Source organism: Duganella callida (assembly GCF_004614165.1).
GTDB classification, from domain to species: Bacteria; Pseudomonadota; Gammaproteobacteria; order Burkholderiales; family Burkholderiaceae_D; genus Rugamonas; species Rugamonas callida.
Map to the genome: position 1 here is coordinate 47,123 of NZ_SPVG01000180.1, position 14,973 is coordinate 62,095.

Below are 14,973 nucleotides of genomic sequence, written 5' to 3' on the forward strand. Positions count from 1 at the left end.
CTGGTCGGGACGCACGGGAACAACCTGATATACAAGCTAACCAGAGTCAAAATTTCTTAACGGAAACACAAAAATACAACGAAACTTACTTTTGGCTGGGACTATTAGTGCAATGCAAATCCTGCTATGGCACCATTGCCGTGTGGATACAAAATTAAACTTGCATCTGCAACAACCTCTAGAGAAAGGAATTGTATGAGCCATAGGTCTAGCAGTAACGATAGTGCCATCCTGTTCGGTTTGGTACTTCTCGTGGTCGGAATCATAGTATGGAATTTTGTAAAGTCAGTCGCGGGTGTAATTGGCGCCGATCCGTTTGCTACCGGCAAGCTGATGTTGGTCGGGTTGTTGGCAAGCGCGGCTGCCGGGTGTTTGGCTTATGCCGGCTGGATCTCAATCCGAACGGCAGCACTGGCAACGCTGAGCGTAGTCGCTATCAGCTCCCACAAAGTGCTGATCAGCATCGCAAATGACGGCCGAGCACCGGATGACATCTCGGAGATGTTCGGATATGTGGAAACTTGGTACACGTCGTGGCCTGTGTTCTTCTTTCTTTGCGGTTGCGTAGTCGCAGCAACCATCTATTCCCATTGCTCAGGGGACAGATAGACTTTATCGGCTCGAAATTGAGGGGGTATGCGATGTCAGCGAGAGGCATCACCTATCCTCACAAGAGCGGGCCCTATTTCTAGCTCTATGTCATTGTTTATAAAGCATTTTCACAAAGAATGCTGAATTATTCGAAATTCTTGTGAAAACGCAATTGAATCAATTAGTTAGCATTTTCGCTCAAAAATTTAAGAAGTTTATTGCTTGTAGATTAAGGCGCTGTTTAATCAGTTTTTCAGCGTTTTTTCCTGCCAAACCCGCTCAAACACTGGTAGCATGTTGCTCCCAAGAATCCTTGATGCAGAGCATCATAGTCAATGAGCGCAGAACCAGCTATCGGATCATTTTTTGCCGTTTCACTTGAGGAAATCCACGAGATTGCCGAGAAGTCAGGCAACGCAGACTGCATACTTGCGATGATTGCACTTCGCCGTGGTCAAGGCCGAAAAGCAAATACCGGCTGGGGTAGGATTTCCATTAAGAAACACATGGCACTGCCTCACTCCCGTGCTAATAAAGCGATTGACTGGTTGCTGGAGAATCGTTTTTTCGTTGAAGGACGACGCGAAACCAAACGCAAAGGCAAAGACGACGGCAAAAGCGAAGCTGAAGGCAAAGCACATCTCTTCCCGGTTCGCGCCCTGCCCGATATCGCAAACAAGATTTACCTCCCGAACCGCCTTGTCGACAACGTAGACGGAGGAAAGGATGGAGGTTCGCTAGGCCAGCTAATGCGAAACATTCAGACTGATCTATGGAATAAGATCTCCACGGACCAAGCTCAACTAGATGCGCTGTTGGTATTAATTGCTCTTTATAAGCAACATCAAGAGGGAAAGGCCCGCGAAGATTTGGTTTGGTGGCATTGGGATACGCAAACGGCAAAGGGAAAAGCCAAGTCACTTGAGACGTCTGACAAGCAAAAGTTGTGCGTGCTTGACGCAACTAAGGGTGCGCTGCAATTTAATCCGGTTGAGGCTAAAAAAGCATTCGGCAACACGGCTTCAGCTCATGAAATCCTACCGCGAATTACGCTAGCGATCGATAACCTGAAAGAACTGGGTCTTATCTATACCTTAACCAGTGTGTGGCGGGTGACGTTGTCTGGCAAAGCGAAGTGCCTTGAGCAAAAGTTTGAAAGGGCTTATGTCCTTGATTCGGACTTTGTCGGCCCAGCTGAACCACTACGTATATCTCCGCTTAAAGAGTTAGTACGGGATTTCTCTGAGCATCTGAACCGCAAGGATGGAACTTCGCTTCGCCCTGCTTTTTCCTCGGAGCATGTTGAATTTATCTCATCGAGCGTAGGGTGGTATGTTCCACGTTCGACAATTGAGCCTGCACATTTACCAGATAGTGAAGATCTGATTGAAATTTCAGCTCAGCTAAATAAACTCTGCACTACTTGGAGTAATGCGATTAAGGATGCAATCAACAATGATCTAATCTTGCACTAATGTCATTTCCTTTTTTTGGAAAAGTGGCCCAACGAAGAAATGCGGCTTTCAGGGCCTTTTTTTTCATATAAAGGGGTAAAGGTAGAAAGGTAAAAAGGCAGAAAGAAATAATTTTTATAGCTCTAACACCGCTAACAACGAATAAGAGTTTTTTCTAGCGGGCGGGTTCACAATGGATCTGCTTTTTCGACAAATTCAGGCGCTAAGGCAATTATTGAAGCGATTGCCGACTGCACGAATCTGTCTTGCGTTTCATTCCAAACCTTGGCACTGCAAACAGCTCAATACCACAACTATCGGGAAGCGCAAGAATTTTCTCTGGCGAAGTAAAAATAATTTCGTTGCATTAGGGAAAAATATGCATATGATAGTTCTCCTGTCCAAATGTCAGGAGAATGATTTGCAGATCTTTACTGCCCCATCCAATGCCGTCCAACCTAAACTGGAACTAGTAAACTCGACCGGCCCCTCTCTGCGGGAGCCCGCTCAGAAATTAAACCCCTTCGAGTTGCGCAATGATCCTGGACAGGATTCGTTGTTCTCCACTCAAGAACCTCCCGAACGCAGCTCTGTCAGTCTCCAGCCAGAAATTCAGGAGGACGCGACCTCAAAAGACATAGAGCTGAACTACATGCTCTCTGAACAGTATCCTGAGCCACTTGAACTCTACACAGGCCCCAAAATCCGACTCTTCCAGAAAAAGGACGCAATCGCGGCTGTGAATGCCGCACAGCTGTGCGATCCGGAATCATGCGCCCGCATCTCCAAAGTCATCAAAACGTTGGCAAGCCACGGCGAATACAGGAAACTCGGTCAGATACAAACGGACTTCCACTATTCGCTACGTCGCCTTCTGGACAAGTATCAGCAGTTTCAGGAAGTTATCGAATATGTGGTCAACTGCGCGGCCCTCTCGCAGCATCGCGGCGACAATGTATTGCGTATGTCTCCGATCCTCTTGATTGGGGAAGCTGGTGTCGGAAAGACGCAATTCGTACAAGAGTTTGCAGCCTTGCTCAAAGTCGGATTCAAGAAGATTGACCTTAGCGCAAGTCAATCTAACTCCGAACTAGCCGGATCATCAAGTTTTTGGAGCAATTCGGCGCCATCCAAAATTTTCCTCATGGCCAGCCAGGGAGTAAAGGGTGAATCTCTCGCAAATCCAATTTTCCTGCTCGACGAGATCGACAAGCCGGCGCGCTCCTTAGGCTTCACCAATGCCGATCCGTTAGGCGTGCTCCACACGCTGCTAGAAAGGCATTCGGCAGCCTGCTTCACTGATCTAGCAATCGACATCCCGTTAGACGTTTCAAACTACACATTCTTCGCGACATGCAATGATGTGGATTTAGTTCCTCCCCCCCTGAGGTCTAGGTTCAGGGAGTTCGTCATTAAGATTTCAAAAAATCAAATGAAGGACATTGCTGTTTCTATTACACACGATCTGATTGATGAGCTACCTCATACAGAGGTTGTATTTCATCCGTCGGCAATTGAGAAGCTATCAGAGTTAGAATCGCCCAGGATCATGAAGAAATATGCCGAGGATGCATTGGGACGTACTCTTTTGGGTGGTCGAGATATCGTTGAACCGAAGGATATAAAAACAATCGTACATGCAAAACCCAAAATGGGTTTTCTGTAAATTGATAACCAGTCTGTTTAGCAAACATCACCTTGTCATAAAAATACTTAGATTATCCTTAAAAAGCAAAAAATCATTGCAGTTTTATTGTTTTTCAGCGCGGATGAAAAAATACCTCCTCCGCTATGTGATTCAATATGCCATGACACTAATTCAGAGGATAAAATGCACACAAAACGATCTTTAGACATGATTCCCGATGCAAACAGTCAGATGGTTTTCAAAAAAACACCCAACTCATATCCAATACGAGATGGTTGGGTCAAAATTATTTCAGATCATTGCAGACTTCCGCTTCCTTCTGCCGTCGAATATCCGAGTCATATACCAGGGCGTATATTTTCAGGCGATTTTTACGTCCCAAAATCTGATGAAATAATTATTGAAGGATACTCATACGGAACGTTCAAAACAAGAAGCGGCATCACAATCAGCCTGTGGAATTACCGAGTTTCGGGAATAGACTCTCGTGGAGAGTTTTTTTCTTACAATGGTAACTGGATGAGTCTGAAGAAACAGATGCGTAGTCAAGGCATGGATAAAACGCTGTTGGACGGAACGAAAGAGCTAGCTGCTCTCGTTCGCGTTGGGCACGCAATCAGGTTGGGCATGAACCTGATAAATGAAGTACCTCAGCCTGAGGCAAACCAAAGTGCCGACTCGAGGCCGCCTCGGCTTCGAAAGTAAATCACAATCCCAGTCCGAAGCGGTGACCTCGTATAACACCTTCTTAGCGAACGCTAAATCACCTCTGCCGCTCCGGCCATAACTCCCGCTGTACTCTCACGCCCCCCTGCTGGAGGGGCCAACGGCCGCTCAAAGCCGGTCCCGCGTCTCTGGCATATCCCTGACAGCTTCCCTTGCCAGTTCCCCTTGGCAGTTCCCCAGGCAGTTCCCCAGGCAGTTCCTCTTGGCAGTTCCCGGCACTTCAGTGGCATTTCAGTGGCATTTCAGCGGCATTTCAGCAGCATTTCAGTGGCACTTCAGCGGCATTTCAGCGGCACTTCGGTGGCAATTCAGTGGCACTTCGGTGGCACTTCGGTGGCACTTCGGTGGCACTTCGGTGGCACTTCGGTGGCACTTCAACGCCGGTGGCAGGCATTCTGGGGACGTCTTCATCCAATCAAAGTTAATCAAATAAAATTTTATAACTATAAATCAACATAAATCATTTCCCCTAATAAAAATAATTCGTCAAAACACAGAAATTCCGCTTTATTTTCTCGCCTTACAAAAATTGAGCAATGCAATCGTTTTATACTATTTCGTATAGCAGCTCTAAGCCAAAGTATAAAAATATCGTGGCAAGGCACGCCAAACGTATATCACACACTGACGTGTCTGCTATACGTTATGTGCCAAAGGCTGCGCCTTTGAATCCAATTACGCCCCTGACGTGGCCAGAGAAACATGAAAACTAAACAAGTCAACATCAGATTAACGGAGGAAGAGCGAGATCAATTCAAAGCACTTGCTTTCGCTCATGGTTTAGATGCCTCTGATTACTTTAGATCAAGAGTCTTATCTCTCGATGTCATTTCAACCACATCGATAATCGAATCATCTGAAGAGCTAACTAAAAGAGCAATTGCAGCAGACAGGATAATAAAGAAGCGAGAACTGGAAAAACATATCCCAGAGCACGTTCTGCGTCGATTATCTTATTTAAGCTCAATGAACCAGAAGTTGGATGACATGTTGAAACTGCTCTATGCGTTCCAACATGGAGCAGCTACCGAATCGGTGGCCACTAAGCTCACCGCTTACCTAGAAGAGTTACAACAGGCTATTCAAGGGGAATTTTGAAAAACATCTATTTCAAGATCAATACCTCACAAGGATTTTACAATGACGTTAATAAGAGTCACCGGAGCGAGTAAAGGAATTAAAAATTACTTGATCAATGGTACAAAAAATGGAAGAGAGTTCACGAGAAATGAACTTGATGAAAGAATCCCTATCGGGAATATTGACCTCGTGGACGAAATAATAGGCAGCATCACGTCAAATCGAATCAAATACCACCACATCACGTTATCGCTAAAAGAGGATATGGTTGATGCTGCAATATTTAGTGGCATGCTAAAGGATTTCGAGAAATTTATGTTCTCTGCTTATCATCCCGATGAATACAATATTTATGCAGAAATCCACATGCCTAAGAAAAAAAGTATCCTAACAATTGATGGGAAACAATTGATTCGACTACCGCATATGCATATTGTCGTTCCCAACCTTAATTTACTTAGCGGCAAAGCATTGAATCCGTGGGGGAAATATGACCATAACATCTCATACTTTGACGCTTTTCAAGAATATCTAAATCGAAAATACGGAACAATCTCACCGCGACACAGCGTTAGAAGTGACTTCACTATGGAATCAACTATTCTACAACGCTCAAAGGGAGACGTATTTCTAGGAAATGGCGATCAATTGAAGGGCGAGATACTGCGTTACATAATGGATAACAATATATCTGCATTATCCGAATTCCGCAGGTATCTTAAGAGTATTGGAGAACACAAGATAGTGAACTTGGGGCGTGCAAACGAACATGAGGCGATAAGGAAGTCTGGGCGCGAGCGCTTCGTGAATCTGCGGCACAATGTCTTCAAAGAAGCGTTTTTGATACTCAGCCTCGATGAGAAGAAGAAGTATCTATCCGCGTTCGACAATGACAGTTACGTAGCGATCGGGAGTCCGCGAAACACGGATGAGGCGCTCATGACGCTGATCAGCGAATGGCACTCAATACGCGCCAGAGAGATCAAATATTTCCCTGGTGGCTTACCTAAGGCGTACAAAGCGCTAGCGCGCGAAGAAAAGCTCGATGCTCTCAGGAGGAAGGAAATCGCCTTCTACAATAAGATCGGATCTTCTATATCTTTTCAAAAACAGCTATCCGATCTCGACAAAAGGCCGACGCTGCGCTTGCCTCGTCTCGAACTGCCCTCCCCTTCAACAGCCACGGGCAGGCGATACGATACGACAATTTCCCAACAGGTTCGGGACAAAGCTGAGTTCACGCTGAGTCAACAAGAAGAACATAGGATCATTGTCGCTAGATGGAACCAAGCCGTGGACCTGGAGTTTCTCCTTCAGGAGATGGTCGACAAGGTTGGCTTGGTGCGGTCCAAATATCAGATTGCAGGCCAAGAAAATCAGGGCGAGCCGCCAGTGCCGCCTAGGCGGATTCGCTGCGGCGCCAGGCATCTAAACGCAATCGACTTCTTGACACAAGAATTGCGAATGCCATTCGTCGCGGCACTATCCACACTAAAGAATACTGTAGCGCGTCAAAGCCATTTTGAAGCCAACTGCCATCCCGACAAGAACACTCCTGAGCCGATCCTTTGGAGACAGTTTTCTATGGTTCGACGCTCACTTCGAGTGCGCGTTCTGGAAGAATATCGGTTGGAGCTAGATCAATTGCGGAACTGCTCGCAGGAAGAACGTTCTGATATGCAGAAGGAACGGAGCGATCGAAGATTCGCTCTCTACCTCAACAGGATGCCTCGACACTTTAGAGAGTTGTTTTTGGCAGACATTGAACGGGAGTACCAAACTCGCAGGACAAGCCAGCGATTCGTTGACCGACAAAAGGAGTTCGTACTCAAGCGAAAAAAGTTGCAGATCAAAGACTGGGCACTGTATCAGATCTTTCTGCGATCGCGTGGCGATGAAGAATGCGTGGGGGAGTTGCGCCGCATTGCAGTCGCCCGTGAAATACTTCCGGACGCATGCTTCATCAAAGGCAAGAACATGGGTGACTCTATCATCGATGACAGTAGGATCGTCTCGAAGTACGGCTGCATGCGAGATGTCTTGATCAACGGCGACATCATTTACTCCCAAAATGGTCGCACGCTTCTACACGACCAAGGCGACCGGTTGTTGATTATCGATCGAGACCACGGGGTTTCGATTGGCTTGGCGTTGGCTCAAAAAAAATGGGGTGTTCAACTAGCCATAAGCGGCTCAGCAGATTTCCTCAAGCAAATGGCACAGGACGTGAGGGAATATAATCGACATGTCTCAAACATGGTGAACATGCGAACCTCGTGAGCATTTGTTGTCACGAAAGTCCGATATGGCGGCCACAATCCTGTACAGGCTTAAGCTGTGGCCGGCGCTGCTGAGCTACTGCGACGACGGCGCTATCGAGATTGATAACTCGGCGGCCGAACGCGCCTTGCGTGGCGTCGCCATTGGGCTCCGTAACTACCTGTTCGCTGGCGCCGACAGCGGCGGCGAACGGACTGCTGCGATCTACTCGCTGATCGGCGCGGCCAAGATGAACGGTGTCGCACCCGAAGCCTGATTGCGCCACGTGCTGACGCATATTGCCGATCATCCCGTTAACCGGGTTGATGATTTCTTGCCTTCGAACTCCACCTGCTCGCCGGCCTCCGAGATAACTCCGCTTCCCTGAGGTGTGATGCCATCATCGATTAAATTGCGGCACCACCCAAGACGTCACTGAGCATACGCTTACTGTCGAACAGGGTTGTGATGCACAACTACATCTTCGCCGCTGGATTGGGAATTGTCCACCACCTACCTTCAAGACGAAAAAAAAAGGAACAGCCTTGTGAAAGACTGCTCCTTGAGGTAGTGAAGCTCCGTTGAGGGAGCTGGGTCAGCTTAGTACCGTGGTGAAGTTTCGTCAGGATCGTCCTGCAACTTCATATCGGACGGCAAAATCAAACCCTCACCTTTAACGAAGCCGGCAATCTCAATATTTGCGGCAGCGTTAGTCAGGTCGTCAGGCTGGATGTTCATGGGATGGTTACGATACAGATATTGATAGTATTCGTTGATGTAATACTGATCCATGCCCATGTCAGACGGTTGGATGATGGAGTTGAGTAGATGTTGATACTCGTCCCACGTCAGCCTTCTATCCGAATACATCCTTTTAATCTCGTCCATGCACTCGTAATAGGTGTGAACACCAGTGCGAGGATTGACGAGATAGGTCAAAACGTGACGGTACTTACCATTGAGGAGGGGCATGATAATTTCGTCCCTGACATTGGAAGTAATCGCCTTCACTTGAAGACTAGCCGTCGCGGTCGAGCCATTGATCGTCAGAGGTTCAAACTCCACGATTCGGCTACGTTTTTTTGGAACTGCACGAACAAACATCACGTCCGTGTTAGCGCCAGGTTCAAAGTAGAAGCTGTGCCGTTTTGAAGTATCAACGGAACCTGTACCGATAGCCTCAAATTGCTTGATGTACTTGTCGGTCGGGGTGCTTCTACCAGTGCGGTGCGAAATCCAGCAGAGGACATTCTTACCTATCGTTGACAGGTTGTCGTTAATCATCCTCACGGTCATGGCTTCAAACACATAGCCGATGAACTGGCTCTTACCAATTTTTGAATTGAACTCTGCCAAACCCGTTTGACGGTTAAAGGTCAAGTGTCCAGTTTGCAAACCATCAGCTAAATAGTTACCGAAGTGGCGTTGCCGTAAGATGGCATCACTCAGGAACTTAGGAAGATTCGGGTAGTAAGGGTCAATGCTACCAACAGGGATGTTGGCGGGTATACCCAAATGTAACGAACCATTCTTGTAGTAAAAATCGGTACCATTCAGCGGAATAATGATGTTGCTCATGATGTAGCCTACAACAATCAAATCGATCCCCCGCCTGTATATGTTGTGTGGGCTAAGGTTCAGCGCAAATGACTGAGGTTCTATGTCAAGGTTGAACTACTAATTGAATCTGCACTGATTGTTAGTCCAGTCAGATGATGTGCATAAATAAGAAAACCCTTTCAGTGTTGGTGCAGCCACTTCGGTTAAGCTTCTAGAATTGCTTTGTCAGAGCAATGATTTTGAAACGGTTTCCGGCTTACGTTGCCATCTCCTTCGCTAGTCAAAACCTGGTATGACAGACTGCAACAGCGTCACATCACCAGGGAAGTACGGTGGAAGCGCCTGAGGATTTCGTTTCAGCGCCAGCTTGACGAACTTTTCATCACCCTCCTCTACATACAAGTGTTTGAACTCGGTGACACCCATCTTCAATCCTCGGTCACGGTCAAAAGTGGCTTTGGCTTTGAAGGCGATGTACCGCATAAGTATGGTGTACAGGGGATACCCTATGCCGTTTGATATCTGTTCTTCCTTCTCCTTCCATAACTTCGTTGAGTTCAAATTCGGTAGCGATTGCGCCAGCTCCAAGAGTTCTTTCTTCTTAGCTTTTGGTGGAATCTCTCCCCCTTGCGACTCGATGAACTCCTTCAAGTCAGCGACCTTCAAATCTTTAAGAACCTTATCAGCAGTAAGCTCAAAAGTTCGATCAAGTGGCAATGCTAAACCAGTGGGGAAACGCAAAGGAGCGCTGCCCATCTTGGCGTAGGTCTTTTCCCAATAATCGTATTCAACCCATGCCCAATGACGGCCGGCAAAGTAGTTATTGAAGACATGCCTGTGGTAATGGTGCATGTTCATGTAACCGCCCTCGCCCTCGGAGATGAATTTGACCATCTCGCTGAACTCTTCTGGTGAGAAGCCATCAACATCAGCCATGACCTCATGAAAGACCACGGCATAGGTGCTGAACAATTCAGACTCAGCTTGAACAGTTGGAATGCTGCTTAACTTCAATTGGGGCTTTGGCTCTTCCTTCTTCTTTGAGAAAAAACTGAACAGTCCCATGCAACTACACCTTCCCCGTATTGGCTTTCTTCGTCACCTCATAAGCACCAGGCAAAGACGCGCTCAAAAATGACTTGCGCATGTAGGTGGTGGCTTCCTGAACTTTGGTCAGCTCCAAGGGCTGCCATGTGCTGCTTTGCGTCCAAATTAGGGACTTTTTATTGTACCTGAGATGTTGACAGATAATACTGTGGTTTGCTATTTGTCATGTATTTCCAAACTAGGAACACCATGACAACCAGCACCACGCCTCAACTCACTCCTCAACAAGTTGCTGTTGTAGATTTGGCACAGATAGCTAAGCGGCTAGCAGACTATTGGGAGATCGACAAGAACCTTCAAAAAGACGTAAAGGTATGGGCGCTGGCAATCGTTGACGCACTGAACTTTGCCGCCAAGCTCAAAGAGAACGAGAACACGAAAACCAGTATCTATGACGAGAAACACAAAGCTGTATTGGCGGCACTGAACTTGGGCTGCGTTGCTGGTGTTGATCTAGATGCCGATGGGAAAGAAGTCCTCTACATGTATGCGTCAGGAATCGGCGTTGTCTGTGTCCATACCGAATTCATTCAACCACTGCCTCAAGTCGGGAGGTGGGCGGATGATTGGAGTGGTATCAAACGTCAGCAATGGGCGCCTGCAGCTCTGAATCCAAAAGCCATGAGGGATCTGCTGGAAGATTACACCAAACCCCAAAAGCCACTTAGAGATAGTGGTGAGTTTCACAGGAAAGCAAAGGCGGTAGATCGCTTCTACCACTACAACGATTACCAAGCTTGACATGGAACTTCAACAGCACATCCTAGATTTCACGAAGGCTTTAGCGACCGGCGAAATTGAAATCTATAACGAGTTTAGCTTACAGCATGAGCTTGGGCTTTACCTTCGTGCGCACCTTGAAGATTACCGCATCCAGTTTGAGCGTAACGTCTCACACTTCAATTTGCATAAGTCTGACCTGTACAAGCGTGAGATTGATATTGTTGTGATCTCAAAGGACAGGACAATCAACCATAGCGCTATTGAATTGAAGTTCCCAAGGAACGGGCAAGTTCCAGAGACGATGTTCAGTTTTTGCACCGACATAGCATTTTTAGAACAGCTTGTCGCTGGTGGTTTTCAATCAGCCTACTTCCTCGCTGTAGTCGATCACCCGCATTTCTATACTGGCAAACCAGATGGCATCTATGGCCTGTTCAGGAACGGTCAAACCATCTCAGGTCGCATTGTGAAGCCGACTGGTGCGAAGGATCGGGAAATCATAATCAAAGGCTCCTACACAGCTCAATGGCTTCCTATCAGCGACGATATGAAGTGCTGTCTGGTTCAAGTGGAAACTGGTCATGCTTGATTGTGTAAAGCTGGACGAGCTCCAAGGCAAGGACGCAAATCAATACCGAAATCGCTAAGTATTTGCGTACGACAAGCAAGCTGAGCTGTTGAGAGATTGAGAGATCGGTGAGAAGCGCCCTCGCGTACATCGTGCTGTGTGAAAGGCCGCTTGCATCGACCGGTCGAATCCGCATCCCGAAGCCGCCTCTCGGATGACGTTAGCTATCCCGCTACGTTTAAACCATCCAGAATAGCTAGTACCCCCGATGCTCTAGACCTCTTTTCTGGATCTGCGCTTACCTCCGCATAGCTGATAATCCCATCTCGGCTGACGACATAGCGTGCGGACATCGGCAGGGACCAGCTGGTATCGCCGCTGAAGCATGGGATATTTCCCCCTGCCGACAATACCACCGACCGCAAATTGTCTGGTATCGTCCATTGCACCCCGTAAGCTTGGGTCACCAATCCGCTTACGTCGCTCAACACGGGAAAGCGTAGCTTATTCAGCCGCTGTGTCTTGCGACTATATTCAACCGTTTGCTGAGATACCGCCACAACCTGCGCCTCCCGGGCCAGAATTTCGTGACGGAACAAATTTAACTCCTGGAGATCAGCATTACAGAAAGGGCACCATATTCCTCTGTAAAATGTAATAACTACATGGCCCTTTCGCAACAGCTGCTCAAGTGCGACGTCTTTTCCAGATGTATCCCGCAAGACAAACGAGGGCGCGCGCGCGCCAGCGGAAAGTGCTTTGTCCAGCCCTCCGGGATCAATCACATTGCGAAGTGCATGACGCAGCGCGTCAAAGGGAACTTCGCCTGTACAGCCGGTTGCTACCGGCCCTTCTCCTGCAGGGAGTTGCTCATCTAACCGCATACAACCTCTGACATTGCTATATCAATGCAGACACTGTATCGGTTTCCCCCTTGAGGAACTAGCCAACTCCAACGCGTTACTGATATGCTCGGCTGATATGAATGATTATCTATTCGCGTTAAAGTTGTTCGCCCGGGTGGCCCGCCGAGGAAATTTTTCCGCCGCTGGCAGGGAATTCAATCTGCCCCAACCGTCTGTGTCGCGTATTATTTCCAGTCTGGAGCAAGAAGTCGGCGTGGTTTTGCTCAACCGGACGACCAGGGCCGTCAACCTGACCGACGCGGGCGTCGAGTTCCTGGAGCGCATCGAGCCGATTTTACTTGCCCTTGATGAGGCTGCACAGGCCGTACGCGGCAGCGGCGAGTTGCGCGGCACGTTGCGGCTGGGCCTGCCATCCAGCTTTGCATTACGCGCGGTCGTTCCTCTACTGCCGGATTTTCTATCTGAGCACCCTAAACTTAAAGTCGAATTCATTCTCGACGACATGCGTCAAAACCTGATCGCCGATGGCGTCGATGTGTCGGTGCGTTTTGGCCAGTTGATTGATTCATCGACCGTGGTGCGCAAGCTCGGCGAGACGCCGAAGGTCATCGTCGCTTCGCCGGCATATCTGAAAAAGTACGGTACGCCTAAAGTTCCCACCGACCTATCGAGCCACCGTACCATTTTCGGCCCGCAGACATCAGGGCAGGCATGGTCGTTCCGCAAGGAGGATCAGGCCGTTTCAGTGCGCATCGAGGGCGCGATCGTCGCCGCATTTAATGAAGTGGGGACCGCCAGCTCCGTTGCGGGCTTGGGCATCCATTGCCTGAGCGAGGCGGGATGTTACAAGGAATTGAAAGATGGAAGCCTGATTCGCTTGCTGCCCGACTGGGACATGGGCTCAATCGAAGTAAACGCGCTTTTCACCTCGGGGCGTGCATCCAAGCCGTCAGCCAAAGCCTTTTTCGAATACCTGAAAAGCCAGCTTGGCCAATTCGGCATCCGCTAATCCGCCGCACGCCTCACATGACAGTTATTCGCCCCGAGCATCAATGACGCCGGTATCTGCCCCCACAATAGGCATAACGGATCGACGAGCAGGAGCAGACGCTCCCACCGCCGATCTTCCATTCATGCTTATTTTGAGGATACTAAAATGCGCGCCATTCAAAACACCGCCTTCGGCAATCCAGTTGAAACCCTTAAACTGATCGACACCACTGCACCAGGCAAGCCAGGTGCCGGCGAGGTGCTCGTCGCCATGGAATTTGCCCCGATCAACGGTAATGACATGCTCATCATTACCGGCCAATTCAAGTTTGACACCGACCTGCCATCGTTCGTCGGTAATGAGGGTGTCGGCCGTGTGGTGGAGGTCGGCGCCGGCGTGACCAACGTGAAAGCAGGTGACCGCGTGCTGGCGCCGCTGTACAGCTGGACCTGGCGTGAGCAGATGATCTTCGCCGCCGATGGCTTGCTTGCACTGCCGACCCAAGTGGCCCCGCAACAACTGGCCATGGCGCGCATCAATCCCGTCACCGCCGTGCTGTTATTGGACCAGTTCGTCGATCTCAAGGAAGGCGACTGGGTCGTGCAGAACATGGCAAACGGCGGCATTGGGCGCTCGGTCATCGCATTGGCCAAGCAACGCGGCCTGCGGACCATCAGTTTCGTGCGACGGGCGGAACTGGTCGACGAATTGAAGTCCGCTGGCGCGGACATCGTGCTCATCGATGGCCCCGGCGCAACCGAGCAAGTGAAGCAGATCGTCGGTGATGGCAACGTTCGCCTGGCCATCGACGGCCTGTCGGGCAGCCACGCGGCGCGCCTGATCGATCTGCTTTCGCAGAACGGCGTGCTGGTCAGTTACTCATCGCTGAGCGGCGATATGAACATCCCGGTCAATGCGCTGGACTTGCAGGCGCGCGGCATCGTCGTGCGCGGAATCTACCAGGGCCTGCCCGAATACGCAGCAGCGATTCCCGGTGCGATTCGCACTTCGGTGGACCTGCTGGCATCGGGCGAGTTGACCCTCGCCGTCGATGCAGTGTATCCAATCAGCGAATTCACCCAGGCAGTCGAGCACTCGCTGCGCGGAGGCAAAGTGCTGCTGGACCTGCGTAACTAAAGTCCCCCGGCCTGCTGGATCGCCTGCCGCCTTAGGCGGTGCGGTCCGGCGCCCACCCTCCCCCGTTTTATTGATCGCTTGACCGCCCCCGGCGCCGTCAGGCCGTGCGCGCTTGCCCATCTTTATACCTTCGCGCAGCGCCCTTTCCGCCCTCAGCAATTCATTCAATCCGAGCATGAATGTAATACCGCCCACCCGTCTAGTGCGGTGGCCTCATCAGCATTATCTTGACAACCGAACGCAAGAAACGGCGCGCCTATTGT

The 14,973-nt window shown here is 49.3% G+C and carries 12 protein-coding genes and 1 pseudogene; 10 read left to right on the top strand and 3 right to left on the bottom strand.

Annotation, left to right across the window (positions count from 1 at the left end):
- Positions 1-926: 926 nt before the first annotated feature.
- From E4L98_RS17620 to E4L98_RS17650, 6 genes and pseudogenes are all read left to right on the top strand, one after another.
- The gene (locus E4L98_RS17620; RefSeq protein ID WP_135202848.1) at positions 927-2,066 is read left to right on the top strand and encodes a hypothetical protein; all 1,140 of its coding nucleotides are present in this window, start codon (positions 927-929) and stop codon (positions 2,064-2,066) included.
- Between the two features lie 172 nt (positions 2,067-2,238).
- On the top strand, positions 2,239-3,711 hold the full coding sequence (locus E4L98_RS17625) for an AAA family ATPase (RefSeq protein ID WP_135202849.1): 1,473 nt from the start codon (positions 2,239-2,241) through the stop codon (positions 3,709-3,711).
- Between the two features lie 165 nt (positions 3,712-3,876).
- A complete protein-coding gene (locus E4L98_RS17630; RefSeq protein ID WP_167761364.1) occupies positions 3,877-4,398 on the top strand; it encodes a hypothetical protein in 522 nt (173 codons plus the stop codon).
- Between the two features lie 723 nt (positions 4,399-5,121).
- Complete coding sequence (locus E4L98_RS17640) at positions 5,122-5,517, top strand: plasmid mobilization protein (protein ID WP_135202852.1); 396 nt, start codon at positions 5,122-5,124, stop codon at positions 5,515-5,517.
- Between the two features lie 42 nt (positions 5,518-5,559).
- On the top strand, positions 5,560-7,779 hold the full coding sequence (locus tag E4L98_RS17645) for an LPD7 domain-containing protein (RefSeq protein ID WP_135202853.1): 2,220 nt from the start codon (positions 5,560-5,562) through the stop codon (positions 7,777-7,779).
- Positions 7,780-7,786: 7 nt separating this feature from the next.
- Positions 7,787-8,146 (top strand): annotated as a pseudogene (locus E4L98_RS17650) (IS66 family transposase); the annotation flags it as partial.
- 212 nt (positions 8,147-8,358) lie between these two features.
- On the opposite strand, the gene E4L98_RS17655 reads toward E4L98_RS17650, so the two are convergent.
- Positions 8,359-9,336, bottom strand: coding sequence for a hypothetical protein (locus E4L98_RS17655; protein ID WP_135202854.1), 978 nt, complete (start codon positions 9,334-9,336; stop codon positions 8,359-8,361).
- Positions 9,337-9,594: 258 nt separating this feature from the next.
- Positions 9,595-10,383: a hypothetical protein gene (locus E4L98_RS17660; protein ID WP_135202855.1), complete on the bottom strand. Its 789-nt coding sequence runs from the start codon at positions 10,381-10,383 to the stop codon at positions 9,595-9,597.
- Positions 10,384-10,614: 231 nt separating this feature from the next.
- Here E4L98_RS17660 and E4L98_RS17665 point away from each other — a divergent pair, with 231 nt between their 5' ends.
- Both E4L98_RS17665 and E4L98_RS17670 read left to right on the top strand, forming a co-directional pair.
- Positions 10,615-11,166, top strand: coding sequence for a hypothetical protein (locus E4L98_RS17665; protein ID WP_135202856.1), 552 nt, complete (start codon positions 10,615-10,617; stop codon positions 11,164-11,166).
- A gap of 1 nt (position 11,167) precedes the next feature.
- Positions 11,168-11,737: a hypothetical protein gene (locus E4L98_RS17670; protein WP_135202857.1), complete on the top strand. Its 570-nt coding sequence runs from the start codon at positions 11,168-11,170 to the stop codon at positions 11,735-11,737.
- Positions 11,738-11,940: 203 nt separating this feature from the next.
- Here the strand turns inward: E4L98_RS17670 and E4L98_RS17675 are convergent, their stop codons facing one another.
- Positions 11,941-12,600, bottom strand: coding sequence for a peroxiredoxin-like family protein (locus tag E4L98_RS17675; RefSeq protein WP_135202858.1), 660 nt, complete (start codon positions 12,598-12,600; stop codon positions 11,941-11,943).
- Between the two features lie 97 nt (positions 12,601-12,697).
- Here E4L98_RS17675 and E4L98_RS17680 point away from each other — a divergent pair, with 97 nt between their 5' ends.
- The gene (locus tag E4L98_RS17680) at positions 12,698-13,591 is read left to right on the top strand and encodes a LysR family transcriptional regulator (protein WP_135202859.1); all 894 of its coding nucleotides are present in this window, start codon (positions 12,698-12,700) and stop codon (positions 13,589-13,591) included.
- Positions 13,592-13,738: 147 nt separating this feature from the next.
- On the top strand, positions 13,739-14,710 hold the full coding sequence (locus E4L98_RS17685; protein WP_135202860.1) for a zinc-dependent alcohol dehydrogenase family protein: 972 nt from the start codon (positions 13,739-13,741) through the stop codon (positions 14,708-14,710).
- Positions 14,711-14,973 lie beyond the last annotated feature (263 nt).

Bases quoted from the DNA above. Each gene is read 5' to 3' on its own strand.
- E4L98_RS17685 (WP_135202860.1), top strand. From the start codon at position 13,739: ATGCGCGCCATTCAAAACACCGCCTTCGGCAATCCAGTTGAAACCCTT.
- E4L98_RS17665 (WP_135202856.1), top strand. From the start codon at position 10,615: ATGACAACCAGCACCACGCCTCAACTCACTCCTCAACAAGTTGCTGTT.
- E4L98_RS17675 (WP_135202858.1), bottom strand. From the start codon at position 12,600: ATGCGGTTAGATGAGCAACTCCCTGCAGGAGAAGGGCCGGTAGCAACC.
- E4L98_RS17645 (WP_135202853.1), top strand. From the start codon at position 5,560: ATGACGTTAATAAGAGTCACCGGAGCGAGTAAAGGAATTAAAAATTAC.
- E4L98_RS17625 (WP_135202849.1), top strand. From the start codon at position 2,239: ATGGATCTGCTTTTTCGACAAATTCAGGCGCTAAGGCAATTATTGAAG.
- E4L98_RS17670 (WP_135202857.1), top strand. From the start codon at position 11,168: ATGGAACTTCAACAGCACATCCTAGATTTCACGAAGGCTTTAGCGACC.
- E4L98_RS17630 (WP_167761364.1), top strand. From the start codon at position 3,877: ATGCACACAAAACGATCTTTAGACATGATTCCCGATGCAAACAGTCAG.
- E4L98_RS17640 (WP_135202852.1), top strand. From the start codon at position 5,122: ATGAAAACTAAACAAGTCAACATCAGATTAACGGAGGAAGAGCGAGAT.
- E4L98_RS17655 (WP_135202854.1), bottom strand. From the start codon at position 9,336: ATGAGCAACATCATTATTCCGCTGAATGGTACCGATTTTTACTACAAG.
- E4L98_RS17620 (WP_135202848.1), top strand. From the start codon at position 927: ATGAGCGCAGAACCAGCTATCGGATCATTTTTTGCCGTTTCACTTGAG.
- E4L98_RS17680 (WP_135202859.1), top strand. From the start codon at position 12,698: ATGAATGATTATCTATTCGCGTTAAAGTTGTTCGCCCGGGTGGCCCGC.
- E4L98_RS17660 (WP_135202855.1), bottom strand. From the start codon at position 10,383: ATGGGACTGTTCAGTTTTTTCTCAAAGAAGAAGGAAGAGCCAAAGCCC.